Annotated in this window: 28 protein-coding genes and 1 pseudogene; 16 read left to right on the forward strand and 13 right to left on the reverse strand. The window is 61.1% G+C overall.

Features of this window, described 5'->3' with window-relative positions; translation table 11 throughout:
- Positions 1–190 precede the first annotated feature (190 nt).
- From recA to alaS, 3 genes are all read left to right on the forward strand, one after another.
- Positions 191–1,270 carry a recombinase RecA gene (gene recA, locus RSB01_RS07945; RefSeq protein WP_332590118.1) on the forward strand — a complete coding sequence of 360 codons (1,080 nt, stop codon included), beginning with the start codon at positions 191–193 and terminating at the stop codon, positions 1,268–1,270.
- Positions 1,271–1,467: 197 nt separating this feature from the next.
- Positions 1,468–1,950 carry a ribonuclease E activity regulator RraA gene (rraA, locus tag RSB01_RS07950; protein WP_332590113.1) on the forward strand — a complete coding sequence of 161 codons (483 nt, stop codon included), beginning with the start codon at positions 1,468–1,470 and terminating at the stop codon, positions 1,948–1,950.
- A gap of 153 nt (positions 1,951–2,103) precedes the next feature.
- Entirely contained in the window at positions 2,104–4,746 is a 2,643-nt protein-coding gene (alaS, locus tag RSB01_RS07955; protein WP_332619735.1) for an alanine--tRNA ligase, read from the forward strand.
- 463 nt (positions 4,747–5,209) lie between these two features.
- On the opposite strand, the gene RSB01_RS07960 is transcribed toward alaS, so the two are convergent.
- Entirely contained in the window at positions 5,210–6,430 is a 1,221-nt protein-coding gene (locus RSB01_RS07960; RefSeq protein ID WP_332619733.1) for an NADP-dependent isocitrate dehydrogenase, read from the reverse strand.
- A 155-nt stretch (positions 6,431–6,585) separates the two neighbouring features.
- Here RSB01_RS07960 and RSB01_RS07965 point away from each other — a divergent pair, with 155 nt between their 5' ends.
- Positions 6,586–7,701, forward strand: a complete 1,116-nt coding sequence (locus tag RSB01_RS07965) for a DUF1176 domain-containing protein (RefSeq protein ID WP_332590110.1) — start codon at positions 6,586–6,588, stop codon at positions 7,699–7,701.
- 50 nt (positions 7,702–7,751) lie between these two features.
- On the opposite strand, the gene RSB01_RS07970 is transcribed toward RSB01_RS07965, so the two are convergent.
- The 7 genes from RSB01_RS07970 to RSB01_RS08000 all read right to left on the reverse strand — a co-directional run bounded on the left by RSB01_RS07970 (position 7,752) and on the right by RSB01_RS08000 (position 14,905).
- Positions 7,752–9,548, reverse strand: coding sequence for a DUF885 family protein (locus RSB01_RS07970; protein ID WP_332590109.1), 1,797 nt, complete (start codon positions 9,546–9,548; stop codon positions 7,752–7,754).
- A 69-nt stretch (positions 9,549–9,617) separates the two neighbouring features.
- Positions 9,618–11,438, reverse strand: a complete 1,821-nt coding sequence (locus tag RSB01_RS07975) for a DUF885 family protein (protein ID WP_332590108.1) — start codon at positions 11,436–11,438, stop codon at positions 9,618–9,620.
- Positions 11,439–11,544: 106 nt separating this feature from the next.
- On the reverse strand, positions 11,545–11,769 hold the full coding sequence (locus tag RSB01_RS07980; RefSeq protein ID WP_332590107.1) for a hypothetical protein: 225 nt from the start codon (positions 11,767–11,769) through the stop codon (positions 11,545–11,547).
- Positions 11,770–11,813: 44 nt separating this feature from the next.
- Positions 11,814–12,662: an S-formylglutathione hydrolase gene (fghA, locus tag RSB01_RS07985; protein ID WP_332590106.1), complete on the reverse strand. Its 849-nt coding sequence runs from the start codon at positions 12,660–12,662 to the stop codon at positions 11,814–11,816.
- On the reverse strand, positions 12,662–13,252 hold the full coding sequence (locus tag RSB01_RS07990; RefSeq protein WP_332590105.1) for a hypothetical protein: 591 nt from the start codon (positions 13,250–13,252) through the stop codon (positions 12,662–12,664). The genes fghA and RSB01_RS07990 overlap by 1 nt, the downstream gene beginning before the upstream one ends.
- 86 nt (positions 13,253–13,338) lie before the next feature.
- Positions 13,339–13,719 (reverse strand): VOC family protein, encoded by a 381-nt coding sequence (locus RSB01_RS07995; protein ID WP_332590104.1) that lies wholly within the window; start codon positions 13,717–13,719, stop codon positions 13,339–13,341.
- Positions 13,720–13,798: 79 nt separating this feature from the next.
- The gene (locus tag RSB01_RS08000) at positions 13,799–14,905 is read right to left on the reverse strand and encodes an S-(hydroxymethyl)glutathione dehydrogenase/class III alcohol dehydrogenase (protein WP_332590103.1); all 1,107 of its coding nucleotides are present in this window, start codon (positions 14,903–14,905) and stop codon (positions 13,799–13,801) included.
- A 176-nt stretch (positions 14,906–15,081) separates the two neighbouring features.
- Here RSB01_RS08000 and RSB01_RS08005 point away from each other — a divergent pair, with 176 nt between their 5' ends.
- On the forward strand, positions 15,082–15,993 hold the full coding sequence (locus tag RSB01_RS08005) for a LysR family transcriptional regulator (protein ID WP_332619370.1): 912 nt from the start codon (positions 15,082–15,084) through the stop codon (positions 15,991–15,993).
- 3 nt (positions 15,994–15,996) lie between these two features.
- Here RSB01_RS08005 and RSB01_RS08010 read toward each other — a convergent pair whose 3' ends face one another.
- Positions 15,997–17,466, reverse strand: coding sequence for an amidohydrolase family protein (locus RSB01_RS08010; protein WP_332590687.1), 1,470 nt, complete (start codon positions 17,464–17,466; stop codon positions 15,997–15,999).
- 62 nt (positions 17,467–17,528) lie between these two features.
- Here RSB01_RS08010 and cobB point away from each other — a divergent pair, with 62 nt between their 5' ends.
- Positions 17,529–18,230, forward strand: a complete 702-nt coding sequence (cobB, locus tag RSB01_RS08015) for a Sir2 family NAD+-dependent deacetylase (protein WP_332590686.1) — start codon at positions 17,529–17,531, stop codon at positions 18,228–18,230.
- Here cobB and RSB01_RS08020 read toward each other — a convergent pair.
- Positions 18,220–18,543, reverse strand: a complete 324-nt coding sequence (locus tag RSB01_RS08020) for a YnfA family protein (RefSeq protein ID WP_332590685.1) — start codon at positions 18,541–18,543, stop codon at positions 18,220–18,222. The genes cobB and RSB01_RS08020 overlap by 11 nt on opposite strands.
- Positions 18,544–18,685: 142 nt before the next feature.
- Between RSB01_RS08020 and RSB01_RS08025 the strand changes: the two genes are divergently transcribed.
- The 5 genes from RSB01_RS08025 (at position 18,686) to truA (ending at position 21,706) form a co-directional block, all read left to right on the forward strand.
- On the forward strand, positions 18,686–19,099 hold the full coding sequence (locus RSB01_RS08025; protein ID WP_332590684.1) for an acyl-CoA thioesterase: 414 nt from the start codon (positions 18,686–18,688) through the stop codon (positions 19,097–19,099).
- A gap of 95 nt (positions 19,100–19,194) precedes the next feature.
- Positions 19,195–19,758, forward strand: a complete 564-nt coding sequence (gene def / locus RSB01_RS08030) for a peptide deformylase (RefSeq protein ID WP_332590683.1) — start codon at positions 19,195–19,197, stop codon at positions 19,756–19,758.
- A complete protein-coding gene (locus RSB01_RS08035) occupies positions 19,758–19,970 on the forward strand; it encodes a hypothetical protein (RefSeq protein WP_332590682.1) in 213 nt (70 codons plus the stop codon). Before def ends, RSB01_RS08035 begins: the two co-directional genes overlap by 1 nt.
- A gap of 63 nt (positions 19,971–20,033) precedes the next feature.
- Positions 20,034–20,957, forward strand: a complete 924-nt coding sequence (fmt, locus tag RSB01_RS08040; RefSeq protein ID WP_332590681.1) for a methionyl-tRNA formyltransferase — start codon at positions 20,034–20,036, stop codon at positions 20,955–20,957.
- Positions 20,957–21,706, forward strand: coding sequence for a tRNA pseudouridine(38-40) synthase TruA (gene truA / locus RSB01_RS08045; RefSeq protein ID WP_332590680.1), 750 nt, complete (start codon positions 20,957–20,959; stop codon positions 21,704–21,706). Before fmt ends, truA begins: the two co-directional genes overlap by 1 nt.
- Here truA and RSB01_RS08050 read toward each other — a convergent pair whose 3' ends face one another.
- Complete coding sequence (locus RSB01_RS08050; RefSeq protein ID WP_332590679.1) at positions 21,707–22,135, reverse strand: YidB family protein; 429 nt, start codon at positions 22,133–22,135, stop codon at positions 21,707–21,709.
- Positions 22,136–22,318: 183 nt separating this feature from the next.
- On the opposite strand from RSB01_RS08050, the gene RSB01_RS08055 reads away from it, so the two are divergent.
- The 5 genes from RSB01_RS08055 to RSB01_RS08075 all read left to right on the forward strand — a co-directional run bounded on the left by RSB01_RS08055 (position 22,319) and on the right by RSB01_RS08075 (position 26,068).
- A complete protein-coding gene (locus tag RSB01_RS08055) occupies positions 22,319–23,383 on the forward strand; it encodes an acyltransferase (RefSeq protein WP_332590678.1) in 1,065 nt (354 codons plus the stop codon).
- Positions 23,384–23,508: 125 nt separating this feature from the next.
- The gene (locus RSB01_RS08060; protein ID WP_332590677.1) at positions 23,509–24,030 is read left to right on the forward strand and encodes a CHAP domain-containing protein; all 522 of its coding nucleotides are present in this window, start codon (positions 23,509–23,511) and stop codon (positions 24,028–24,030) included.
- 87 nt (positions 24,031–24,117) lie between these two features.
- Positions 24,118–24,663, forward strand: a complete 546-nt coding sequence (locus tag RSB01_RS08065) for a YciI family protein (RefSeq protein WP_332625274.1) — start codon at positions 24,118–24,120, stop codon at positions 24,661–24,663.
- Positions 24,664–24,710: 47 nt separating this feature from the next.
- Entirely contained in the window at positions 24,711–25,556 is an 846-nt protein-coding gene (locus RSB01_RS08070) for a tryptophan 2,3-dioxygenase (RefSeq protein WP_332590675.1), read from the forward strand.
- Between the two features lie 65 nt (positions 25,557–25,621).
- Positions 25,622–26,068, forward strand: a complete 447-nt coding sequence (locus RSB01_RS08075; protein WP_332590674.1) for a PA2169 family four-helix-bundle protein — start codon at positions 25,622–25,624, stop codon at positions 26,066–26,068.
- Positions 26,069–26,138: 70 nt separating this feature from the next.
- Here RSB01_RS08075 and rplS read toward each other — a convergent pair whose 3' ends face one another.
- Both rplS and RSB01_RS08085 read right to left on the reverse strand, forming a co-directional pair.
- Positions 26,139–26,546: a 50S ribosomal protein L19 gene (rplS, locus tag RSB01_RS08080; RefSeq protein WP_167178502.1), complete on the reverse strand. Its 408-nt coding sequence runs from the start codon at positions 26,544–26,546 to the stop codon at positions 26,139–26,141.
- Between the two features lie 16 nt (positions 26,547–26,562).
- A pseudogene (locus tag RSB01_RS08085) lies at positions 26,563–26,727 on the reverse strand (tRNA (guanosine(37)-N1)-methyltransferase TrmD); the annotation flags it as partial.

Genomic DNA, 26,727 nt, shown 5'->3' on the forward strand with positions numbered 1-26,727 from the left:
GGTGGCACGAAGGCAATACGTCAATATCGGTCGTTCGTTGTTATTTTGTTCTCATATTTCGATGAGAACATCTTGTGAACCAGAACAAACCATGTACTGATATCCACATCGAGGGAGCGGGTCCTGGCGGGTCTCTCCCAACGTCCTACGGGAAAATGCCATGAATCATGGCATGGGAGAGATCAAACCAATGACACAGGCGGCATTGAAATTAGTGGCTAAGGCAGACTCCGATAAACAACGCGCCCTAGAGGCAGCTATCGCCCAGATCGACCGTGCGTTCGGTAAGGGTTCGGTGATGAAACTGGGCAAGGGCGGCGTGGTGGCGGAAATCGCCAGCGTCTCGACCGGCTCGCTCGGCCTCGACATGGCCTTGGGCATCGGCGGCTTGCCGCGCGGCCGCGTCATCGAAGTGTTCGGTCCTGAATCTTCGGGCAAGACGACGCTCGCCTTGCACACCGTGGCCGAAGTCCAGAAATCCGGCGGCGTTGCGGCCTTCGTGGATGCCGAACACGCACTTGATCCGGTCTATGCCCAAAAGCTGGGCGTCAATCTGGACGACCTTCTGGTGTCGCAACCCGATACGGGCGAACAGGCGCTGGAAATCGTCGATACCCTCGTGCGTTCGGGCGCGGTAGACATCGTGGTCATCGACTCGGTTGCCGCCCTGACCCCGCGCGCCGAAATCGAAGGCGAGATGGGCGACAGCCTACCGGGCCTGCAAGCGCGTCTGATGTCACAAGCCCTGCGCAAGCTGACGGCCTCGATCTCCAAGTCCAACTGCATCGTGCTGTTCATCAACCAGATCCGTCACAAGATCGGCGTGATGTATGGCTCGCCGGAAACTACCACGGGCGGCAATGCGCTGAAATTCTACGCCTCGGTGCGTCTGGATATCCGCCGCACGGCCTCGATCAAGAACCGTGACGAAGTGGTCGGCAACACCACCCGCGTCAAGGTGGTCAAGAACAAGGTGGCCCCGCCGTTCCGCGAAGTGATCTTCGACATCATGTATGGCGAGGGCATCTCCAAGATCGGCGAGATCATCGATCTGGGCGTCAAGGCCAACATCGTCGAGAAGTCCGGTTCGTGGTTCTCGTATGACTCGACCCGCATCGGTCAGGGCCGCGAGAACGCCAAGGAATTCCTCAAGAACAATCCCGACATGGCCAATGCCATCGAAAAGGCCGTGCGGGCTTCGACCTCGAAAATTGCCGACGACATGCTGGGCGCTCCGGAACCGGACGAAGGTCAGGACCTCGAAGGTTAAGACCCCCCACAAATCTCGGCACAAAGTCTCCGCCCTCCCTCGGCGACCCGCCTACCGACCCCGTCGGGTGGCAGGATGGAGAAGGGCCCCCCGATCACAACGGTGGGCCACTTTTTTTTGCCATAACACGGCCGCGGCCTTTTCCTCACCGCCGGAAAACGGCACGGTCCGCAGCATCTTCCCGAAGCGAGACCTCCATGACCGATTTTGCCACTGCCGACCTGTGCGATGCCCACACCGATATCGTGCGCGTGTGCCAGACCGTGTTTCGCAGCTTTGGCCGTCGCAAAGCCTTTAGCGGCCCTATCCGCACCCTCAGCGTGCTGGACGATAATGCCCTTGTGCGCTCCACCCTCGAAGGGCCAGGGCGCGGCCGTGTACTGGTCGTCAATGGCGGCACATCCCTGAAGCGGGCGCTGGTCGGTGACAATCTGGCCAAGCTGGCCATCGACAACGGCTGGGCCGGTATTGTCGTCAATGCCGCCATCCGCGACACCGCCGTGATCGACACCATGGATATCGGCATCAAGGCCATCGGCACCTGCCCGCTGCGCGCCGACCGCGAAGCCCTTGGCGAGATCGACATTCCGACCAGCTTTGGCGGTATTATCTTCCGTCCCGATGACTGGCTGTATGCCGATGCCGATGGTGTAATCGTCGCGCCGCACAAGCTGGCCTAGACCTCGCCGTCTCGCGTCCGCGAAAAACCCCGTCGATAGCGGGCCGCAATTGATGCACTGCCCCCTAAAACCCTATATGACGCACTGATATATCTTGCGAAGGTGGCCGTCCGGCCCCTTTGCCCACCCGCCACACTGAAGTCCGATCGCACCATGACCAGCCTGAAGCAGATACGTTCTACCTTCCTCGACTACTTCGCCGCCGATGGCCACGAGAAGGTTCACTCCGCGCCGCTGGTGCCGCAAAACGACCCGACCCTGCTGTTCGTCAATGCGGGCATGGTGCCGTTCAAGGACTATTTCACGGGTGCAGCGACCCCGCCCTATCCGCGTGCAACCTCGTCGCAGAAATGCGTGCGCGCCGGCGGCAAGCACAACGATCTGGACAACGTCGGCTATACCGCACGTCACCACACCTTCTTTGAAATGCTGGGCAACTTCTCGTTCGGCGACTATTTCAAGGAACACGCCATCGAGAGCGCGTGGGGCCTGCTGACCAAAGAATACGGTCTGGATGCCAAACGCCTGCTGGTCACCGTCTATCATGATGACCACGAGGCTGCTGCGATCTGGAAAAAGATCACCGGCTTCTCGGATGACAAGATTATCCGCATCCCGACCGCCGACAATTTCTGGTCGATGGGCGAGAACGGCCCGTGCGGTCCGTGCACCGAAATCTTCTGGGACCATGGCGACCACATTGCCGGTGGCCCTCCGGGTTCGCCCGATGAAGACGGTGACCGCTTCGTCGAGATCTGGAACAACGTCTTCATGCAGTTCGAAAAAGAGAACGACGAGATCGTTCGCGAACTGCCGAAAAAGTCGGTCGATACCGGCATGGGTCTGGAACGTATCGCCGCTGTGCTTCAGGGCGTGCATTCCAACTATGAAGTCGATCTGTTCCGTCACCTGATCGCCGCTTCGGAAGACGCCACCAATACCAGCGCCAATGGCGAGTTCGCCGCCAGCCACCGCGTGATCGCCGACCACCTGCGTTCGTCGTCCTTCCTGATCGCCGATGGCGTGACGCCGTCGAACGAAGGCCGTGGCTATGTGCTGCGCCGCATCATGCGCCGCGCCATGCGCCACGCCCACCTTCTTGGTGCGCAAGACCCGCTGATGCACCGTCTGGTTCCGGCACTGGTCACCGAGATGGGCGAAGCCTATCCGGAACTGGGCCGCGCCCAAGCCTTCATCGAGGACACCCTCAAGCAGGAAGAAATCCGTTTCCGCACCACGCTGGGTCGCGGCATGGGCCTGCTGGACGAAGCCACCAAGGACCTATCCGAAGGCGGCGTCATTTCGGGCCTCACCGCCTTTACCCTGTATGACACCTACGGCTTCCCGCTGGACCTGACGCAGGACGAAGCCCGTCGTCGCGGCCTGTCCGTCGATAATGACGGCTTCGAAGCCGAAATGTCGGAACAGCGCCAGCGCGGCAAGGCCAACTGGAAGGGCTCGGGCCAGACCGCCAATGCGGGCGAGTGGCTGTCCATCCGCGACCGTCTGGGTGCTACCAAGTTCACCGGTTACGACAATACCGACGGTGAAGGCACGGTTGTGGCCATCGTGGCCGACGGCAGCCAAACCGACACCTTGTCGGCAGGCCAGACCGCCGAGGTTCTGTTCGACGCCACCCCGTTCTACGGTGAAGGCGGCGGCCAGAATGGCGATCAGGGCACAGCCGAATGGGCGGGCGGCAACGGCCGCGTCATCGACGTGCAAAAACACGCGGGTGGTGACCTGTATGCGCACCAGATCGAAGTCCTGTCGGGTGAACTGAAGAACGGCACCAAGGTTCAGTTGCACGTCAATCCTGACCAGCGCCTGACCACCCGGGCCAACCACTCGGGTGCCCACCTCTTGCACACCGCACTCAAGAACGTGCTTGGCCCACACATCGCCCAGAAGGGCCAGATGGTGGACCATGAACGCATGCGCTTTGACTTCAGCCACAATGCGCCGGTGACCGAAGAGGAAATCGCCCGCATCGAGGACGAGGTGAATGCGGTCATTCGCCAGAACGTTCCGGCGCGTACCGAACTGATGAACCCTGAAGCCGCTATCGAAGCCGGTGCTATCGCCCTGTTCGGCGAGAAGTATGGCGACGAGGTCCGCGTACTGACGCTCGGTGAATCGCTGACCGAAGCGGGCAAAGCTTACTCGGTCGAACTGTGCGGCGGCACCCACGTCGCCCGCACCGGCGACATTGCCCTGTTCAAGATCGTGTCCGAAGGCGGCGTGGCCGCTGGCGTGCGTCGTATCGAGGCCCTGACCGGCGAAGCCGCCCGTCAGTACCTGCTGGATCAGGCCAACATCACCCGCAATCTGGCCCAGACCTTCAAGATTCCGACGCAGGACGTTCCGGCTCGCGTCGAAGCTCTGACGGCTGAACGCAAGTCGCTCGAAAAGCAGGTTGCCGATCTCAAGAAGCAACTGGCGCTCGGCGGCGGCGGTGCCTCGTCCGCTCCGGAAGAGATCAACGGCGTGAAGGTCATTGCCCGCGTTCTCGACGGTGTTGACGGCAAGGGCCTGCGCGGCGTGGCCGAAGACTTCAAGAAGCAGCTTGGCTCGGGCATCGTGGCTCTGGTCGGTGTCACCGATGGCAAGGCTGCCATCACCGTCACCATTACCCCTGATCTAGTCGGCAAGTATAACTCTGCCGACCTCGCCCGCGACGCCGTGATCGCCATGGGCGGCAAGGGTGCAGGCGGCAAGCCGGACTTCGCCCAAGGCGGCGCACCGGACGCCTCCAAGGCCGAAGAAGGCCTCGCCGCCATCAAGGCCAAGATCTAAGGATCAGGTCTCAGACCTAAACAGAAAAGCCCGCCTCATCCGAGGCGGGCTTTTTTAACACTTGCAGACAAGAATACGGTTTGCATGACAAAATATCGAAGATGCCCCAAATGCCAGCTTTAAGAATTCTTTTTCTCTTCGCCTCCAGCGTTATGATTTCAGGCGGTGCTAGTTCTTCGCGGAACGACCAATCATGTGATTACGCCGTCGATAGCTACAACTCAGCTATTAGCGACATTTCAACTCAAATGAGGCGTTACACATCCTGCGTTTCAAATAGCAGAGGACAAGATGATTGCAGCAGCGAGTTCCGTAGGCTCCGATCTGCGCAAAGCGATTTTGAATCTGCCGTCTCTACTTATCAATATGACTGCAACTAAATACAAAGCCCGCCGGACGTATCCGGCGGGCTTTTCATTTTTAGTTCGCTAGCGCGAGGCCCGCGGGGCCTCGCTGCTTGAGCTTAGCCGATGCCCGGCAGAGCAGCCTTCAGGTTTTCCGAGACCTTGTCCAGGAAGCCTTCGGTGGTCAGCCACGACTGTTGGTCACCGACCAGCAGGGCCAGATCCTTGGTCATGAAGCCCGACTCGACGGTTTCGACCACGACGCGTTCCAGCGTCTCGGCGAACTCGAGCAGTGCACCGTTATCGTCCAGCTTGGCGCGGTGTTTGAAGCCGGCCGACCATGCGAAGATCGAAGCGATCGAGTTGGTCGAGGTCGCTTCACCCTTCTGGTGCTGACGGAAGTGGCGGGTCACCGTGCCGTGTGCAGCTTCGGTTTCCATGATCTTGCCGTCCGGGGTCATCAGGACCGAGGTCATCAGGCCCAGCGAGCCGAAGCCTTGAGCCACGATGTCCGACTGCACGTCGCCGTCATAGTTCTTGCACGCCCAGACGAAACCGCCCGACCACTTGATGGCAGCAGCCACCATGTCGTCGATCAGACGGTGCTCGTAGGTCAGGCCGCGGGCCTTGAACTCTTCGGCATAGTCAGCGTCGAAGACTTCCTGGAAGATGTCCTTGAAGCGGCCGTCATAGGCTTTCAGGATGGTGTTCTTGGTCGACAGATAGACCGGATAGTTACGAGCCAGGCCGTAGCTGAACGAGGCGTGAGCAAAGTCACGGATCGACGAGTCGATGTTGTACATGCCCATGGCCACACCAGCCGACGGTGCCTTGTAAACTTCGTGCTCGATCACTTCGCCGTCTTCACCGACGAACTTGATCGACAGCGTACCCTTGCCCGGGAACAGGAAGTCGGTGGCCTTGTACTGGTCACCAAAGGCGTGACGGCCAACCACGATCGGCTGGGTCCAACCCGGAACCAGACGCGGAACGTTCGAGCAGATGATCGGCTCGCGGAAGACAACGCCGCCGAGGATGTTGCGGATGGTGCCGTTCGGCGACTTCCACATTTTCTTTAGGCCAAACTCGGCCACGCGGGCTTCGTCCGGCGTGATGGTGGCGCATTTGACGCCAACGCCGTGCTTCTGGATGGCGTGAGCTGCGTCGATGGTGATCTGGTCGTCCGTGGCGTCACGGCTTTCCATGCCCAGATCGTAATAGTCCAGCTCCAGATCAAGGTAAGGGAAGACCAGCTTGTCCTTGATCCACTGCCAGATGATGCGGGTCATTTCGTCGCCGTCGATGTCCACGATGGGATTGGCGACCTTGATCTTGGCCATGCTTGGTCCTCTTAGCGCTAAAAATTACGTTGGGGGCGATATAGCCCTCCCGTGGCGCAACGCAAAGCAATCCGGCGCAAGATTTTTGTCTTATAGCCCCGCTTGATCGCCTGAAAGAACGCCGCTCTAGTTTATCTGGAACTGGAGGAGCCCCTATGCATATCGCCCGACTTCTGACGACCAGCGCTGCGGCACTGGCCCTTTTGGGGGCCTGCACGGGCGAAAAACCCTCGACGGATGCGCCGGCACCCGATGCCGCTGCATCGGCCACCCCAGCGGTCGCCACGGCGGCGCAGACGGCTCCGCCAGCGACTTTTAAAAGCGAAACCAAAGAGTTTCGCGAGTGGACGGCCGTTTGCGACAACGTCAACAACTGTGCCGCCTTTGGTCCGGCCGAGGACGACAACGGCTTTGTGATGGTCGAGATCGCCGCCGGTCCTGCCGCGCGCGCCAGTGTCCAACTGGCCAGCTGGACGCTGGGCAACGGGAACGGCCCCTTCACAGCCAGCATCGATGGACAGACCTATACGGGGCATAACACCGCGACCGAACTGGAAAACTCGGTGCTGAGCATTGATCGCGCTTCTGACCAATTGCTGCGGGCGCTGTCGCAAGGACGCGACATGCGCATCCATTCGGGCAAGGAAAGCATCCCTGTCACCCTGTCGGGGGCAGCGGCGGCCTTCCTGTGGATTGACGAGCGTCAGGGGCGGCTTGGCACAACCACCGCCCTTATCCGCAAGGGCGACAAACCCGCCAGCGAGGTTCCGGTCGCGCCTGCACCGCCTCGCCTGACGGCGGCCCCTGCCATCGCCCAGACCAAACTGCCCGATGCGGCTTCATTGCCCAAGGCGCTGGCCAGCATGTCGGCAGTAAAGGACTGCCGGTCCGAGTTTATGCCGGATTCCGGCGAGAGTGCTTCGGTGAAACGTCTGGGGCACGACCAGTTGCTGTGGGAGGTTCCGTGCGGGGCGGGCGCGTATAATATCTCGTACGCCTATTTCATCACCCGCAATGATGGCTCTACGCCGCGCCAGGTCATCTTCCCGACCGCTTCCAGCACCGAAGATACTCTGGTCAACAGCTCCTATGACCCTGAAAGCCGCACCATGGGTGCCTTTGGCAAGGGCCGTGGCATCGGCGACTGCGGACGCATGGGCGTGTGGGTCTGGACCGGCGAAACCTTCGCCCTGAAGGACGAGATCGCCATGTTCGAATGCATGGGCATGTCGTGGGACATCTGGCCCTCGACATGGAAGACGGCCTCATAAGGCAAAAAGGCCGGAAGCACTGCTTCCGGCCTTTTCCTTGAATGCACAGCTTAGCTGCGCAGACGCTGTTCCAGCACCGCCAAAGGCATGGAGCCACTGAGCAGCACCTTGTCGTGGAAATCGCGGATATTGAAGTCGGCCTTGAGTTGCGCCTCGGCACGCAGACGCGCAATCACCGTATGGCCGACCTTGTAGGCACAGGCCTGACCCGGCCAGACGCTATAGCGGTTGATCTCGCTATTGGCGGCATCGCGCGGCTTGGCCCCCGAGGCGACCATATATTCCACGGCATCCTCGCGGCTCCAGCGCTTGGCGTGGATACCGGTATCGACCACCAGACGCACGGCGCGGAACAGATAGGACATCAGGAAGCCCGCACGGCCCAGCGGATAGGACGCATAGGCATCCATATCATTGGCGGCGACCTGTTCGGCATACAGCGCCCAGCCTTCGTTAAAGGCCGAGAAGCCACCCGCGCGGCGCCATTGCGGCAACTCGCCCGCCTCGCGTTGCAGGGCGACCTGCAGGTGGTGGCCCGGCGAAGCCTCATGATAGGTCAAGGTCGGCAGGGCAAAGCGCGGCCAGTTCCCGCTGTCGCGCAGGTTGATATAATAGACCCCCGGACGCGAGCCATCCAGCGGCGGCCCTTGGTAATAGCCACCCGGTGCACCCGACTGGATCGACACCGGCACGCGGCGAACCTCGACATGGGTTTTCGGCAGGCGACCGAAATATTGCGGCAGGCGCGGCTCCAACTGGGCGATCTGGTCGTTCAGCCATTTCAGCAGCTCGGCCTTGCCCTCGTCCGTATTGGCGAACAGCTGGTTCGGGTCGGTGTTCAGCGCATGGACGCGCTCGCCCACAGTGCCTTGGGTATAGCCTTGCGACTTGAGGACCTGATCCAGCTCGGCACTGATCTGGGCGACCTGTTCGCGGCCCATCTGGTGGATTTCGTCTGCTGTCATGGTCGTCGTGGTGTTGGAGCGCAGGCCGTTGGCATAGAAGGCCTCGCCATCGGGCAGACGCCACACACCGGCATCATGGACCGCTTGCGGGCGCAAAGCTTCCAGAGCCTCGATCTGACGGGCCAGAGCCGGTTTCACCTGACCATCCAGAATGGCCTTGGCGCGGTCGGCATAACCGGACAGGCCCAGATCCCCTTCCTTGCGGCCTACGGTCTTGATCATCGACCAGTCACCGGCGGCCATATCGCGCAGGGTGCGGATCTGCGGCAAGGTACGGTCGATGATGAAGTCAGGCGCGATCACGCCCTTGGCGGCGTCGGCACGGATCATCTCCGTCTCGCCCTGTACGCGACCGGCAAAGGCTTCGAGACGCGACAGGAAGCCGTCAGCCCCGTCCTTGTCGTCAAAACGGTGCTGGTTTTCGAGGAAGTCCGGCAGGGAATAATAGTCGCCCGACAACTGCGCCACCACATAAGGGGACGGACGGCCAGGGCCCGAGCCATAATCAAAACGAGCCGTTTCGGCCGAGGTCTCGCGACCAAATGCAGCAATGGCGTAGTTGAGGCTACCGGCTTCGGACAGACCAGTCTTGTCAAAGGCCTTGAGAGCGTTCCAGCGGTTGATCGCCTTGGCGCGGTCGGCGTCACGGGCGGCCAGACCGCCATCGCTCAGCTTATATGACAGGGGCGCACGGGCCCCCTTGTCCAGACCCAGATTGGTGGCCCGTTCAGGTGCCTCGTCCACATCGGCCTCGAACCAGCCATCCAGCAAGGCATTCAGACGCGCATCCGCATCGTTCAAAGCCGTAGCGGCCTGAACCAGAGACGGTGCAGCAGCAGCCACAGCCGCAGCGCCCATCAAAACCCGACGACGATCAATCATGTAAAACTCCCCCAACGATGAAGAGGGCCGTGCATGGCACGCCCTCTTCTTGATACTGTTACGATAAAATCAGGACTGCGGTGTCCAGGCACGCATCTCGCGCTCGAGAACCGTCAGCGGCACGCCGCCGAGGTCCAGCCCGCGATCATGGAAACCCTTGATGTCAAAGCGTGCGCCCAGACGCGCCTTGGCTTCTTCACGCAAGCGCACCCATGTGGTGTGACCCACCTTGTAGCTGGACGCCTGACCCGGCCAGACGCAATAGCGTTCGACCTCGGTGGCCACGCTGGATTCCTGATCGCCCAGCGTATCCACCATGTAGCGGATGCCCTGTTCGCGGCTCCAACGCTTGTGGTGCAGGCCGCTGTCGACCACCAGACGCGCAGCACGGAACATCAGCGATTGCAGGTAGCCAATCTGGCCGAACGGGTCGTTTTCATAGACACCGATTTCATCGGCCAGTTGTTCGGAATACAGACCCCAGCCTTCCGAATAGGCCGAGAAGCCGAGGATTTTCATCAGCAACGGCGTCTCGGCACGTTCCTGCTGCAGGGCAATCTGGAAGTGGTGCCCCGGAACCGCCTCGTGATAGGTCAGGGTCGGCAGGGTCCATTTGGGCCATTCAGCCGTATCGCGCAGATTGATATAATAGGCCCCCGGACGCGAGCCATCCAGCGCCGGCGACATATAATAGCCCCCCGGTGCGCCTGCCTCGATGGCCTTGGGCACGCGGCGGATTTCACACGGTGACTTGGGCAGACGGCCGAAATATTCCGGCATGCGGGCCATAATAGCCTCCATCTGCACATTCAGTTCAGTGAGCAGCTCTTCCTTGGCCTCGTCCGTATTCGGATAGACAAAGCGCGGATCCTTACCCAGCGCGCCGATACGTTCACCGACCGATCCCTGCGTCAGGCCTTGCGCTTTGAGCAAGCTATCGGCGCGGGCCGAAATCTCGGCCACCTGCTCCAGACCCATCTGGTGCACTTCATCCGGCGTCATCGACGAGGTGGTGTAGTATTGCAGACCGTAGCGGTAATAGGCCTCGCCGTCCTTCAGACGCCAGACGCCACCGTCATGCACCGCATTGGGTCGCACGGCCTGCAGAGCCTCAACCTGACGCCCAAGCGCCGGATAGACTTCGTTTTCCAAAATAGCTGCGGCGCGCGGGCCCCATTCACCGGCCAGCCCCTTTTCACCGGCACGGCGCACCAGCGATTGTACCATCACGGAATCGGCGGCAGCCGTGCCGCCCAGTGCCTGCATCTGGGTCAGGGTGCGGTCGATAACGAAGTCGGGCGGGATGGCCCCTGCGGCATAGTCTGCCGCCATGCGGGCCCGCTCTTCGTCCATGGCCACGGCAAAGGCCGACAGGCGCGACAGATAGGCCTCGGCATCGTCGGCACTCTCGATGCGGTGCTGGCTGTCGAGGAAGTCCGGCACCTGCTGATAGGCCCCGCCCAGCTGGCTGACCGTATAGGGCGACGGCGAGAAGCCACCGCCATAGGCAAAGCCGTAGCCGGTCATCGTCGTGTCGCCAAAGAATTCCAGCGTGTCGTAATAGACCTTGTCACCGTCCGCCAGCTGACCACGGTCAATCCGCTTCAGGTCCTGCATGGCGCTGGTGAACTTGACCTTGTCCGCATCGATCTTGGCTTGCGAACGGCTGCCCAGACGATAGCGGGCATCGGCATTAGGGCCGCGATCCATACCCAGCATGGTCAGGAATTCGGGATCGGTCAGCAACATGTCCTGCGAGATTTTGTCCAGCAAGGCGTGGAAGGCCGCTGTGGCTGTCCCGTCGGCTCCACGGGCAAAGGCGCTGCCTGCCGGAAGCGCCGTCAGCGCAGCACCGGCAGCAAAACTCTGAAGAAGACGACGACGATCCATCCGCAAACTCTCCCTGAAAATCACGGTTAGGCGACAGTATGGAGAAAGGCCCCGCACGCAAGACGTACGGGGCCTTTCAGAGAATTTTATATCACCCGAAGGCAGATCAGGCCGGAAGATTGGCCTTGATGCACTCGCGGATGCCACGCTTCAGGTCACCCGAAGCGGCAGGCTCATAGTGGCCTTCGGCCTGAAGTACCGCACGCACGGCGGCGTCCAGCCCGTTGGGCAGGGCATCGACGACCTTCACCTGACCTTTTTCGTGCAGGCAATAGCCCAGCTCGGTGCAGAGGGCGGAAAACATCGGTTCATAAGGATCGAGACGGTTCATAACGTCCTCCTACCACTGTCCGTGCGCGGGCAACAGCCCGACCTTCAGCTCTTCAGGCGTGCGGCGTGGAACGCCACATGGTCGTCCATGAAGCTGGCCATGAAGAAATAGGAATGGTCATAGGCCGGTTGCATACGCACCGTGATCTTCTGGCCCGCCTTGTCGGCAGCGGCCTGAAGAAGTTCAGGCTTGAGCTGGTTTTCAAGGAAGCTGTCGGCATCGCCCTGATCGACCAGAATGTCGTCATAATGGCCCTTGGCCGCGCCCGCCTCGATCAGCAGGGCCGCATCATGTTTGGCCCATTCTGTGCGGTCATCGCCCAGATAGGCCGTGAACGCCTTTTCGCCCCACGGCACACGGCTGGGCGACGAAATCGGCGCAAAGGCCGATACCGACTTGAACAGGTGCGGATATTTCAGCGCCAGAGTCAGCGCGCCGTGTCCGCCCATGGAGTGACCGGAAATACCGCGCAGGCCATTGGCAGGAAACTGCGCCTCGACCTTTTCGATCAACTCAGCCGTGACATAGGACTCCATTTTGAAATGGGGTGCCCACGGACTTTGCGTGGCATCGACATAAAAGCCCGCGCCCTGACCCAGATCATAGGCCTCGTCATCGGCGACGCCCTCGCCACCCAATCCCGGGCCTCTGGGCGAGGTGTCTGGGGCAACAATGATCACACCATGTTCGGCAGCCGCCTTATAGGCCCCCGCCTTGGTGGTGAAATTGTCTTCGGTGCAGGTCAGACCCGACAACCAGTACAAAACTGGAAACGGACCCGTGCCCGCAGGGACAAACACCGACAGCGTCATCGAGGTGCCGGTGGTCTGGCTGTCATGCTTGAGATAGCGCAGCGTACCGCCGTGAACAGCGTGGGACTTGACGGTTTCCATTACGGAGCAACTTTCTCGGTAGCGTGTTGAGGCCAGACCTTCTCCATCAGGTCATCATCCAGAAGACCGCCATGTTTGGAGAAATGCGAATACCAGTCACGCGGGATGGGCGGGCCGGAACTGACCGGCGCAGTGCCGCCACCAAAGGCATGAAACTGGATGCCGACCAGAACGGTCCCCTCGCTCACCGGCGGTGCAGGCACAGCCTCGGCAGCGGCTATCATGGCATCGGCGACCGGCTGCGCCATCGGCGGCTCGCCCGTTACGACCCAGGCCTTGGTCTGACCGTTCGGGCGCAGGCCCAGCAACAGCATGCCCGACGTGCCCTTTTGGTCCGACTGGGCTTCGATCACGGTTTTGGCCGCTGTCTCGACAACCCGCATATAAGGCGACAGGTCCTCGACCTTGATGCGTGCCTTCATGACCTGATCGGGCATGTACAGGACCACACCCTCGTTCAGCCAGATGGTGCCCGCCGCCTCAGACGGCGGCGCTACAGGCTTGTCCTGCGGTCGCCCGCACGCGCCCAGCGCCAGAACCGATACAGCCGCCAGCATCAGCGAACAGCGACGAAACAACAGTGAAGCCACGAAACTCTGCCTTACGAGAAAATGGGGGAAGGGCAGCCTAGCACAGTATATCCCGCCTTGGCGGCCCCTTCCCTCTCAAGGCTGCGTCAGGCTTCGCGGAACACCGCACAGACCTTGTTGCCCGACGGATCGCGCAAATAGGCCAGATGCATCACTCCAAACGGGGTGGTGCGTGGTCCTGCCGGATCTTCAATAGCGGTGCCGCCCGCCTCTACGCCGGCCTTGGCAAAGGCCTCGACAGCCTCGGCGTTCGGGGCTGCAAAACCGATGGTACCGCCATTGGCATGACAGGCCACCTCGCCGTCGATCGGCTTACCGACCGCAAAGGCGCCGCGCGACGTTCGCCACCAGTAGCGCCCCATCGGATCGGCCGTCGCCGCCGCGACACCGAGGGTCGCAAAGACGGCATCATAGAATTTGCGCGATGCCTCGACGTCGTTGGCACCCAGTGTGATGTGCGTGAACATGGCAGTCTTCCCTCTTTGTTATTGAGGGAAGACTAGCCACGGTCAGTTGCTTTTGACAACCAGCCTTGGAAGAGCCGATTTAGAAGACGATGACCGAACGGATCGACTTGCCTTCGTGCATCAGGTCGAACGCCTTGTTGATGTCTTCCAGACCGAAGGTGTGGGTGATCATCGGATCGATCTCGATCTTGCCGTCCATGTACCAGTCGACAATCTTTGGCGTGTCGGTACGACCGCGCGCACCACCGAAGGCCGAACCCTTCCAGACGCGGCCCGTGACCAGTTGGAACGGGCGAGTGGCGATCTCCTTACCGGCCTCGGCGACGCCGATGATGATGCTTTCACCCCAGCCGCGATGGCAGGATTCCAGTGCCTGACGCATGACCTCGGTATTGCCGGTGCAGTCGAACGTATAGTCCGCACCACCGTCGGTCAGACGCACGACCTCGGCCACAACATCCGAGACATTCTTCGGATTGATGAAGTCCGTCATGCCGAAGCGACGGCCCCACTCTTCCTTGTCGTTATTGATGTCCACGCCGATGATCTTGTCGGCACCGACCATCTTCAGGCCCTGAATGACGTTCAGGCCGATACCGCCGAGGCCAAAGACCACGCAGTTCGAACCCGGCGTCACCTTGGCGGTGTTGGTCACCGCACCGACGCCCGTGGTCACGCCGCAACCGACATAGCAGGCCTTGTCGAACGGGGCGTCCTTACGGATTTTCGCCAGCGCGATTTCCGGCAGCACCGTATAGTTCGAGAAGGTCGAGCAGCCCATATAGTGGTGAATCGTCTGGCCCTTATAGGAGAAGCGCGAGGTGCCGTCCGGCATCATGCCCTTGCCCTGAGTGCTGCGGATCGAGGTGCACAGATTGGTCTTGCGCGACAGGCACGACTTACACTGGCGGCATTCGGGCGTGTAAAGCGGGATGACGTGATCGCCGACTTCAACCGAGGTCACGCCCGGGCCGACCTCGACGACGACGCCCGCGCCTTCGTGGCCAAGGATCGACGGGAACAGGCCCTCGGAATCCAGGCCATCCAGCGTATAGGCATCGGTGTGGCAAACGCCCGTGGCCTTGATCTCGACGAGGACCTCGCCCCAGCGCGGACCTTCCAGATCGACTTCGACAATCTCAAGCGGACGTTTGGCTTCAAACGCAACGGCGGCGCGGGTTTTCATTTTTAGTGTCCTCCGGAGGCCCCTATCGCTCGCCCCGCGGGGGCTCGCTGCTTGAGGGGATTACCGATCAAGTGGCAGGCGTTGTGCGTTGTTTTACGCTGCGTTTGGCATTGGGGATACTGCGACAACCGCAAAACATTATTGCAGTGACGCAACAATCCTGCTGCAACATCCCCATGAGCAGATGGGACGGTATCGACGAGTTTACGGCTGTGGCCGAGCAGGCCAGCTTTTCTGGCGCGTCCAAGAGGCTGGGCCTATCCACCTCTGCCGTCAGTCGCGAGATCGCGCGGCTGGAGGACCGGCTGCAAACCCGCCTGCTCCACCGAACAACGCGACGGGTTGAACTGACCGATGCAGGGCGCGAATTCCTTGCCCGCTGTCGCCGTCTGATTGACGAGCGCGACGAGGCACTGGCCGCTATCCAGCCGGACGACCATGCCCCGCGCGGCCTGTTACGCATGACCTGTTCGGTATCTTACGGCGAACGGTTCATCGCCCCTGCCGTCAACGCCTTTGCGCGGCAATATCCCGAACTGCGGATCGACCTCGATCTGGATAACCGCCTGCGCGACATGGTGGGCGAAGGTTATGATCTGGCCATCCGTTTTGGCCACCTGACAGACTCGCGCCTGATGGCGCGTAAACTTGCCTCGCGCACTCTTATCCTGTGCGCCAGCCCCGACTATCTGGAACGGCGCGGTGCCCCGCGCGACCTGTCGGAAATCGCCAGCCATGACACCCTGACCGGATCCTCACCCCAGTGGCGCTTTACCGAGGGCGGGCGCGAAATCACCCTGACACCACATAGTCGCTGGCGTTGTAACTCCGGCACCGCCGTCATGGATGCCGCCCTGCAAGGGCTGGGCCTGTGCCAGCTTCCAGACTTCTATGTGAACGAAGCCCTCAAGGCAGGGCATCTGGTGCCGGTGCTGGACAGCCACCGACCGCCCGACGAAGGCGTCTGGGCTGTCCACCCCCATCCGCGCCACGTCCCGCCGCGCGTGAGGGCCATGATCGACTGGCTCCAAAAAAGCCTTGAGACCAAAAAATCTGGGGGCCAACCGGCCCCCAGAAGATCACTCTAGTCTTTAGTTGGCTGGCTTAGATGCCATGTCCGCCTCATGAGCCTTCACCCGTTCGCGGATATCGGCGTCCAGAGCATCCAGCGCCGGACGATCCAGCACGCGCCCCGCACGCACCACCGTATTGATGCGGCGCGTATTGGAAACATCCACCAGCGGGTCGGCATCCAGCACGACCAGATCAGCAGCCTTACCCTCGGCCACAGCACCAAAACGGTCCGACTTACCCAGCAACGCAGGGCCGTTGATAATCGAAGCTTCAAGCGCATCGCGCGGGGTCAGGCCATTGGCCACATACAGCTCTAGCTCGCTATGCAGCGAAAAGCCCGGATAGTTGAACGAGTTCAGGAAACCCGCATCGGTCCCCGCCAGAATCCGTACACCCGCCTCGCGCAATATCGGCAAGGTCTTGAGCGTGGTCGCCTCGACAAAGTGACGGGCCGCGATCATTTCCGGCGTCGCCTGTGCGGCGCGCTCCACCCGCCAGCCATAGGTGCCGCGAATACCCGGACCGATATAGGCCAGTTCGGGATCATGGCTGTGATCGTCACGGTCCAGCCACGCCAGAGTGGACGAACCATGCTGGGTCGGAGAGGCCATCACGCCCAGCTCCGCCAGACGGCGATAGACGCTCAGCGCCACAGCAGGATCAAAGGTTTCGGCATAGCGGGCCATGGTCTGGGCATAGCTGTACTTGCCCGCAAGATAATCGGCCGAAATGGCCGCCTCGTCGCGCGATCCCGCCTTCATCAGATAGTTCAGATGCTCGATGGTCGACAGGCCAGCCTCTGCGGCCTCGAGAACTGTCAGGCTCATCGGGATGTGGCCCGATGTCTTCATGCCCCGCGTCTTGGCCTCACGCACGGCATACAAGAACAGCTCGGGCTTCAGGGTATTGTCGGTGATCTTCACAAAATCCACGCCCAGAGCCTGAAGACGGTCCAGCGCCGCATCCACATCGGCCTCGCTGCCCGTCTCGATCACGCCCTTCCACACCGGCGCAATACCCTCGATCTTGGGACCGGAGGTGAACAAGTTCGGGCCGATGGCGCGAGGGGGTGCTGCACGCCAGTCGAGCACCGTCTGCGCCAGATCACCTGCCGCATCGCGCACACCCGTGACGCCGTTCAGGACATAAAGCGGCATCAGGTCGGCGTTTTCTTCCTCGAAACCGGCACCGCCGAAATGGACATGGTTGTCCCACAGGCCCGGCATGACCCAGCGCCCGTCAACATCCACGCTTTTGGCAGCGCTATAGGCTGCGGCCACATCGTCATCGGCGATGACCGCAACAATCGTATCGCCCGAAATAATGACGGCGCGATCAGGTGCGACCTGCCCCGTCTTTACATCCACCACACGGGCATCGCGGATAATCAGATCTACCGGCGTTTGGGCCATAGCCACAGCCGGTAAGGCGAGCGCCGCGAAAGCCACCGAGGCCGTTGCGGACAGACGGGATAAGAACGAGAACATAGTCAAACGCTGTAAATCCATCACGCCTGCGAATCCATGCGCATTTATCCTAGGGGCCACCTATGAATCTCGTCGTCCTGACCGGTGCCGGAATATCCGCCGAAAGCGGCGTGCCGACTTTCCGCGCCAGTGACGGGCTGTGGGAGGGCCATCGCGTCGAGGAAGTCGCCACGCCCGAAGGCTTTGCCGCCAATCCGGCACTGGTGCAGGATTTCTACAACCAGCGCCGAGCCTTTCTGCCCAAGGTTGCCCCAAATGCCGCCCATTTGGCGCTGGCCGAACTGGCCGCCCGCTGTGAGGGCGAGTTTCTGCTGGTCACGCAAAATGTCGATGATTTGCACGACCGCGCCCATGCTGCGATTACCCCCAAGAACGGCTTTGAGCTGATCCACATGCATGGCGAACTTTTGAAGGTGCGCTGCACCGCCAGCGATACGGTCATGGACTGGTCCGATGATCTTGAGCCGCGCCATCCATCACCCCACCATCCGGCGGGGGTTTTGCGCCCGCACATCGTCTGGTTTGGCGAAATGCCGCTGCAGATGGACCAGATCACGCAGGCGCTGGACCGCTGCGACATCTTTCTGTCGATCGGCACATCGGGCAATGTCTATCCGGCCGCAGGTTTTGTTGAACAGGCCCGCTATGCAGGGGCCCGAACTGTCGAGATCAATCTGGAACCGACCGTCGGGCGCAACCTGTTTGACGAACACCTCTATGGTCCGGCCACAGAGGTATTGCCGTCATTTCTGGCTAGCCTCTAGGCGCAAACAGGATGATCGCCGCCCCGAGCAGGCACACAGCCCCGCCCAGAATATCCCAGCGGTCGGGCGTCGTCTTTTCGACCACACCCATCCACACCAGCGACGCACAGATATAGACCCCGCCATAGGCGGCAAACGCACGCCCCGCCGCATCGGACGGCACCAGCGTCAGCAGCCACGCAAAGGCGACCAGGCTCCCCCCCCCCGGCACCAGCCATACGGGCGAGCGATCCAGTTTCAGCCATGCCCAGAAGGCAAAGCATCCTGCAATCTCGGCAATGGCGGCCAGCGGATAGACGAGGGCTGTTTTCATTTCCCCGATCAAGCATGTGGCAACCTTGGCGGCAAGGCAGCGTTTCATGCCGATACCCAAGGTGATTTGCCTGCGGATCAATCCGCGCTCATGTTGCAATGCAATATCGGACGGTAGTCCTTAAAGCCTCACGGAAACCCCCATGACCGCAGACGCCATTAATCCCCCCAGCCTGCCGACCACCAAGCCCTATGGCCGCATCATCGCCATGCCCGCCGATACCAATCCCGACGGCGACATCTTCGGTGGCTGGCTGCTGGCCCAGATGGACTTGCACGGCGCGACCCCTGCATTCGAGCGCGCCGGTGGCCGCTGCGCCACCGTGGCGCTGGACGGCATGGTGTTCCACCAGCCGGTGACCATTGGTGACGAAGTGACCATCTATGCCCGCATCATCCATACGGGCCGCACCTCGATCCGCGTTCATGTCGAGGCCTGGAAACGCGCCCGTGGTCAGGCCGAGCAGGAAAGTGTTCGCGTGACCGAAGGCATTTTCACCTATGTGGCCATCGACGAAAACCGCAAGCCGCGCGTTTTGCCCGAAATACAGGGCTAAACGGCCGCGCCACTTCCGCCACACCCTTTATGTTATAAGCGGGCCAAGTTTCCGCATTTCTTGACCTTGGCCCCCACAGACCCTACCTCCCGATCATGGCTATCCGACGCATACTGACCATCGACATTCCGGCCGATCTGGCCATCCTCAAGACCGTTGCAAAACCGGTCGAAGGCGGCGTGACTGACGCGCACCGCGCCCTCATGGATGACATGCTGGAAACCATGTACGACGCCCCCGGTATCGGCCTTGCCGCGCCGCAGATTGGCGTGCTTGAACGCATCGTCGTGATGGACCTTGGCGACAAGGACATTGCCGAGGGTCTGGAAGGCGAAGAAGTCGAACTGGCCGCCCGCAATCCGCGCTTCTTTGTGAACCCCGAGGTTCTGTGGGCGTCGGAAGAAACCCTGCCCTACGAGGAAGGCTGCCTGTCGGTGCCGTCCTATTATGACGAGGTTGAGCGTCCGGCCCGCGTTCGCGTGTCGTACCTGAACTATCAGGGCGAAAAGATCGAAGAGGAAATCGACGGCATCTATGCGGTCTGTTTCCAGCACGAACTGGATCACCTGAACGGCGTTCTGTTCATCGACCACCTGTCGCGCCTGCGCCGTGACCGTGCGGTTACCAAGGTCAAAAAACACCAGAGGATGGCTGCCTGATGTCCCGTCGCCCACGTCGTGAAGTCCATACCCGCCGCCCTATGAGCCGCGCCCAAAAGGTCGGCGTAGCCTCGGCGGCAACGATTCTGGGCGTCGCTGCCATCGGCGTGGTAGCCGGCCTTTTGCTGGATCGTCTGCTGGACTTTGACGATGCCCTAGACGCCGGTGGTGCGTGGGATCTGGACGGCTCGACCCACACCCGCTGGCAGTAAGCCGCACCTTCCGTTAAAGGCAGGGCGCGTCCGTACATGATCGTGCGGACAAAGGAGTCATCTATGCGCCTCGCCTTTATGGGAACCCCCGAATTTGCCGTGCCGTCTCTGGCCGAGCTGATTGCTGCCGGTCACGAGATCGTTGCCGTCTATTCCCAGCCACCGCGCCCCAAGGGTCGTGGCCAGAAGCTGACCCCTTCTCCTGTTCACGCCTTTGCCGAGGCCATGGGCCTGCCGGTCTTCACGCCCGAAAGCATGAAATCCGACGAAGCCATCGTGACGTTCCGGTCGCTGGATCTGGATGCGGCTGTTGTCGTGGCTTATGGCCAGATTCTGAAAACCGAAGTGCTGGAAGCGCCGCGTCTGGGCTGTTTCAACCTGCACGGCTCGCTGCTGCCACGCTGGCGCGGAGCCGCCCCGATCCAGCGCGCCATCATGGCCGGTGACAAACAGACCGCCGCCCAGATCATGCGCATGAGCGAAGGTTTGGACGAAGGCGCGATTATCCTGTCCGAAGTCATGGACATCTATCCGACCGATACCGCAGCCAGCCTAACCGAGCGTATGAGCCATACGGGCGCGGCCCTGTGGCCCCGCGCTCTGGCTGCCATCGAGCGCGGTGGGGCGACCGAGGCCGAACAGGTCGGCGAGCCGACCTATGCCAAAAAGATCACCCCCGCCGAGGCGCGCATCGACTGGTCGCGCCCAGCCGCCGAAGTCGATTGCCACATTCGCGGCCTGTCGCCCTTCCCCGGTGCGTGGTTCGAGGTCGAAGCCGATGGCGAGCCTGTCCGCATCAAGGCCCTGCTATCGCAAGTGGTCGAGGGATCGGGCAAGGCGGGCGAATTGCTGGATCAGGACCTGACCATCGCCTGCGGAACCGGTGCGGTGCGCCTGATCCGCGTCCAGCGTGCGGGCAAGGCCCAGCAGTCGGCAGCCGAACTTCTGAACGGTTTCAAGATCGCAACGCATACGATCCTGAACTAATGCCTCGCTACCGCTTCACAGTCGAATATGACGGCTCGGCCTATAACGGCTTTCAGGCCCAGAAGGACCAACCCACCGTTCAAGGTGCGCTAGAGGACGCCATCAAGGCTTTCTCGGGTCAGGCTGTGCGGATTGCTGCGGCAGGGCGCACCGATACGGGTGTTCACGCCACAGGCCAGACCTGCCATGTCGATCTGGACAAGGACTGGCCAGCCCGCACCGTCATGAATGCCATGAACGCGCATATGATGGACGAGGCTATTTCGGTGCTGGACTGTGTGCCAGTGTCCGATGACTGGCATGCGCGCTTTACCGCCAATGGCCGCAAGTATCTTTATCGCATCCTTAACCGCGCCGGTCGTCCGGCGCTGGATCAGGGTCGCGTCTGGCATGTGAAGAAAGAACTGGATGCCGAGGCGATGCATATTGCCGCCCAGCATCTGCTCGGTCAGCACGACTTCACCACCTTCCGCGATGCCCAGTGTCAGGCCCAAAGCCCGATCAAGAGCATGGATGTGGCGCGTGTGACCCGCATGTGCGACGAAGTGCATCTGGTGTTCGAAGCGCGCAGCTTCCTGCACCGTCAGGTCCGCTCCATGACCGGATCACTGGTCGAGGTCGGTCTAGGCCGCTGGAGCCCCGAAGAATTCAAGGCCGCCCTTGATGCCGCCAGCCGCATTCGCTGCGGACCGGTAGCACCGTCGGACGGCCTTTATCTGACCGGCGTCACCTACGACACCGAGAGCTGACTACTTCTTCAGCATGCCGCCCAGCAGGCCACCAAGCCCGCCACCGCCGCCGAGCAGACCGCCCAGCAAATCGCCGGCATCCACGCCCGACTTGGCATTGGCGGCATCGCCATCCGGCGTCAGCTTGTCGATAATCATCGGCAGGGCCATCGCGACCATACCGGCCGCCTGTTGCGGCGATACACCGAGGCGCTTGGCAAAATCACCGATAGGGCCCGAACCCAGCACGCCCTCGATCTGTTCGGCCGAGATCGGCAGGTTACCGCCCTTGCCGATCCACGACGAGGCAAGATCGCCAAGGCCACTTGCACCCAGTTTTTGGGTCAGGCCCTGAACACCGCCTTGCGATTCAATCAGTTCTTGCACGCCGCCCAGAGCGTCCGCACCACCTGCACCGCCCTTGCCCATCAAGCCATCCAGAAAGCTCATATCTTTATCTCCGCAAAGGGCGATGATCCGCCCGTGGTTCATGCCGGACTATGACCTGCCCAAACAAACGGGCCGATATGTATATTTGCAAACATTAGTGACAAATCCGGATCACGCCCAGCGCCGCATACCGGTGGCACCGTAACTGCATGAAATCTTGCACATCAGTCCGTGCGAACCAAGATGATCCAGATTCCTGCCCCCAAAGACCTGCGCCCGCTCACCTCTCTACGTTTTTGCGCCGCCTTGTGGGTGGTGCTGTTCAGCTTCTGGCCGCATCTGGACACGGCGCTGTCACCTCTGCTGGTCGCCAAGGGCTATCTGGGGGTTGATCTGTTCTTTGTGCTGTCCGGCTTTATTCTATGCCACGTCTATCTGGAGCGGTTCGGCACCGGACAGTTTTCCTACAAGGCGTTTATTCGCGCACGGTTGGCGCGCATTTACCCGCTACACTTGGCCACGCTTCTGGCCGTCATGGCGCTGGGTCTGGCGGCCGGTTTCGCAGGCATCGCCATCAGCCACAATGTGCTGAACTGGCAAACCCTGCTGCCGAACCTGTTGATGGTACACGCGTGGGGTTTCACCCATGAGGCAGGCTGGAACCATCCGTCATGGTCTATTTCCGCCGAGTGGTTCGCCTATCTGACCTTCCCCGCCTATGCCTTTGCGGCATGGCGGTTGCGCAACAGACCCCTGCTGGCCGTCCTTCTGGCCTCCAATTTTCTGGTCGCCCTGCATCTTCTGTTTCCAGTATGGGCCGGATTTTCACTGACGCAGGCGACCTTCCACTGGGGTGCTTTGCGGATCGTGCCAAGCTTTGCCTATGGGTGCGCCCTTTATCTGGCCTATCGGCAAGGACCATTGCGTCATCCGCTTGCAGGCACATGCCTCGCCGTCGCCCTTGTAGCGCTCAGCGCCGGATGGCTGGGCTCGGACACCTTGACCGTGCTGTCCTGTGGCAGCCTGATCGTCGCACTGGCCAGCCTTTCGGATCGTCATATTCCGCTATTATCATCACGCCCTGCGGTGTGGCCGGGAGAGATCAGCTATGCGATCTATATGTGCTGCGCGCCGTGGCTGATGGTTTCCACCAATCTGGTGGCGCGTCTGACGGGTACTGCTGACGAGCAATTCAACCTTTTGATCTGGCTTGGGATTATTATTGGCCTGGTCGTTATCGCGGCGCTCGTACATCATCTGATCGAGCGTCCTACCCGCCAGTTTTTGCGCCGAAGCGGACCGCAATAGGCTCCAGATCGTGCTCAGATTTTGTGGATTTTTTGGATACAGATTGAAACAAAGCTTCAACTATTGGTGATCATACTCTAGGACTGTCGCCACAGACCTTAAATAAGTCCGGAGCACGCCAGTTCATGAAACGGCTCACTGCCGCCGCTCTCGCGGCAACCCTCGGCTTCTTCACGCTTGCCCCTGCGCAGGTCGAAGCCAAAGACCCTTACTGGCAGTGCGTGACCTTCGCGCGCATGTTCTCGGGCATCCAGATCTTCGGCGATGCCTGGACCTGGTGGCGCCAAGCCGTTGACCGTTTCCGCACCGGTGATGCACCGGCCACCGGATCGGTGCTCGTCTTCCAACCGCATGGCCGGATGCAGGCAGGCCACGTCGCGGTTGTTTCCGATGTTCTGACCGACCGCGTCATTCGCGTGACCCATGCCAACTGGGGCGGCAGCCGCGGCAAGGTCGAAGAAAATGTCACCGTCGTCGATGTGTCCGGCAGTGGCGACTGGAGCCGCGTCAAGGTCTGGTACAACCCGATCAACTATCTGGGCACCACCGAATACCCGACCTACGGCTTCATCTATCAAAGCGCCGCCGAGGCTTCGGCAGCCGGCCAACAGGCCGCCGCGACAGTCACAGACACCGCAGGCGAATAGGCCAAACACCCAGATTTCAAACAAGAGTCGGTGCGGGATATCGCACCGGCTCTTGTTGTATCTGCAGTTGTTATATCGGACGAGCGCTTGTCGCATTCCGGCATGAAGCGCATTGTGCAGACCTTGCTACAGGAGCCTGCCATGTCCAGCCGTTCCTCTATCCTTGCGATACTGTGCACCCTGCTTCTGGGCACCGCACCCCTGTCGGCCACAGCACAGGACGCCGCGCCCGCCACACCGGCCTATGATGCCGCTCTAGCCGAAAAGCTGGGGGCAGATGAACGCGGTATGCGTCCCTATGTGCTGGCCATACTCAAGACCGGCCCGCGTGACGCAGAGATCACCGATCGCGAACAACGCGCCGCCCTGTTTACGGGCCATTTTGCCAATATGACCCGCCTTGCCGATGCCGGTCATCTGGTACTGGCCGGACCACTAGGGGGCGAAGACGGTCGCAGGGGCCTGTTCATTCTGGCTACGCCCGATATCGATACGGCCCGCCAATGGGTCGATACCGACCCCACGGTCGAGGCGGGCGTCTTTGTCGTCGAATATAGCCGCTATTACGGCTCGGCTGCCCTAATGACGGTCAACGATCTGCACGCCAACTTGCAAAAACCCGCACCTCAATAACCATCTAGGCTCTGGCTCTCGCCGCACGAACAGGCGATATTCCGCCCATGACATCGCCCACTGACGACATTCGCGGTCACGCTATCGAGACCGCCCGCCACGAACCGCAAGGCATCACCTATGCCGGCTATCTGGATCTGGACACCCTGCTGTCGGCCCAGAATCCGCGCAGTGACCAGCATGACGAAATGCTGTTCGTCATCATCCACCAGACCAAGGAGTTGTGGCTCAAGCAAATCCTGCACGAGGTCGCTCTGGCCCAAAGCCTGATCCGTGCCGGTGATCTGGTCCCCGCCTACAAGTCGCTGGCCCGCGTCAGCCGCATTCAGGCCGTGATGACCCAGAGCTGGGACATTCTCGCCACCATGACGCCCGCCGACTATCTAAAATTCCGTGGCGACCTTGGTTCATCCTCGGGTTTCCAGAGCGACCAGTTCCGTCGCTTTGAAACCATGCTGGGCCTCAAAGACCCGCGCTTCCTGCGCTTCCACGCCGAACGCCCGCAGGCCCACGCCGCGCTGGTCGAAGCCCTGAATGCGCCCAGCCTCTATGACGATGCCCTGCGCCAGATGTCACTGGCGGGCCTCGACATTCCGGCCGAGGTTCTGAACCGCGACGTCTCCGCCTCGTATGAAGCCCATGAAGGCGTCGAGGCCGCGTGGCTGGAAGTCTATCGTAACACCGAAAAATGGTGGCCCCTGTATCAACTGGCCGAAAAGCTGGTCGATCTGGACGATGCCCTACTGACATGGCGCCACAAGCATGTGGTGACCGTGGAACGCATCATCGGCCGCAAGATGGGCACGGGCGGCACCGACGGCGTCGGCTATCTGGTCGACACGCTGAAACGCCGTTGTTTCCCCGAACTGTGGACCCTGCGCACCAAGCTGTAGGGCAACCTTTATCCGGCGACGGGAGTTGAAGTCATACCGACTTCAGCCCGTCTCCGGAGTATGCCATGAGTGCCAACGCCCACGACATCAAGGTTCTGAACGGCCTGATCGAGGCCTTGATCGATTGCGCAGACGGCTATGCCGAGGCCGCCCGCGACGCCATAGAGCCGCGCCACAGCCAATGGCTGGACCGCCGCGCCTCGCAACATCTGCAACTGGCCGAAACCCTCAAAGCCGCCGTGCGCGACCGTGGTGGATCGCCCGAAGACAACGGATCGATCCTCGCCAAGGCCCAGCGCGCTTTCAGCGGTTTCAAACAGGCCCTGCTGGGCAATCAGGACAATATCTACACCCTGACCCACTCTGCCGAAGCACAGGTCAGGGAACGGTTCGAAAAAGCGGTGGCCGATACGGCCCTCTCGGCCACGACGCGCGACATTGTCCGACGGGGTCTGGAACACCCGCCGCTCAGCGACAGCCAGCTTGGCGATCTGGGCGATCCGCAAGCCTGACCCTGGCGGCGACAATAAAAAACCCCGCTGCGATGCAGCGGGGTTTTTCATATTCAGCCGAGGGCTAAACTTAAGCTTCGGTCGAGCCTTCGCCGGTGGTCGGAACGACGACCTTGCGAGCGGTTTGACGCTCGGCGATACGTGCCGACTTACCGCGACGGTCGCGCAGGTAGTACAGCTTGGCGCGACGGACGACGCCGCGACGCTTGACTTCGATCGAGTCTACGTTCGGGGACAGGATCGGGAAGCGACGCTCCACACCTTCACCGAACGAAATCTTGCGGACCGTGAAGGTCTCGTTGATGCCGCCACCGTCACGGGCGATGCAGACGCCTTCGAAGGCCTGGATGCGCTCGCGCTCACCTTCCTTAATGCGGACGTTCACGCGCAGGGTGTCACCCGGCTGGAAGTCAGGAATGGTCTTGCCTTCGAGCAGGCGGGCTTTTTCTTCTGCAGCGAGCTGCTGAACGATGTTCATGTTCTTATCTCCGAGCTTATTTGCTCTTTAGCTGTAAGTTGGCGAGATGCTGTTCCCAGAGGTCTGGGCGTCGCTCCCGCGTCGTCTCTTCCCGTTTCTCCTGACGCCACTTTGCGATCTTTTTATGATCGCCGGACAACAGGATTTCCGGAATGTCGTGCCCCTCGAACGTTCGCGGTCG

The organism is Brevundimonas sp. (assembly GCF_036659295.1).
In the GTDB taxonomy this organism is placed as follows: domain Bacteria; phylum Pseudomonadota; class Alphaproteobacteria; order Caulobacterales; family Caulobacteraceae; genus Brevundimonas.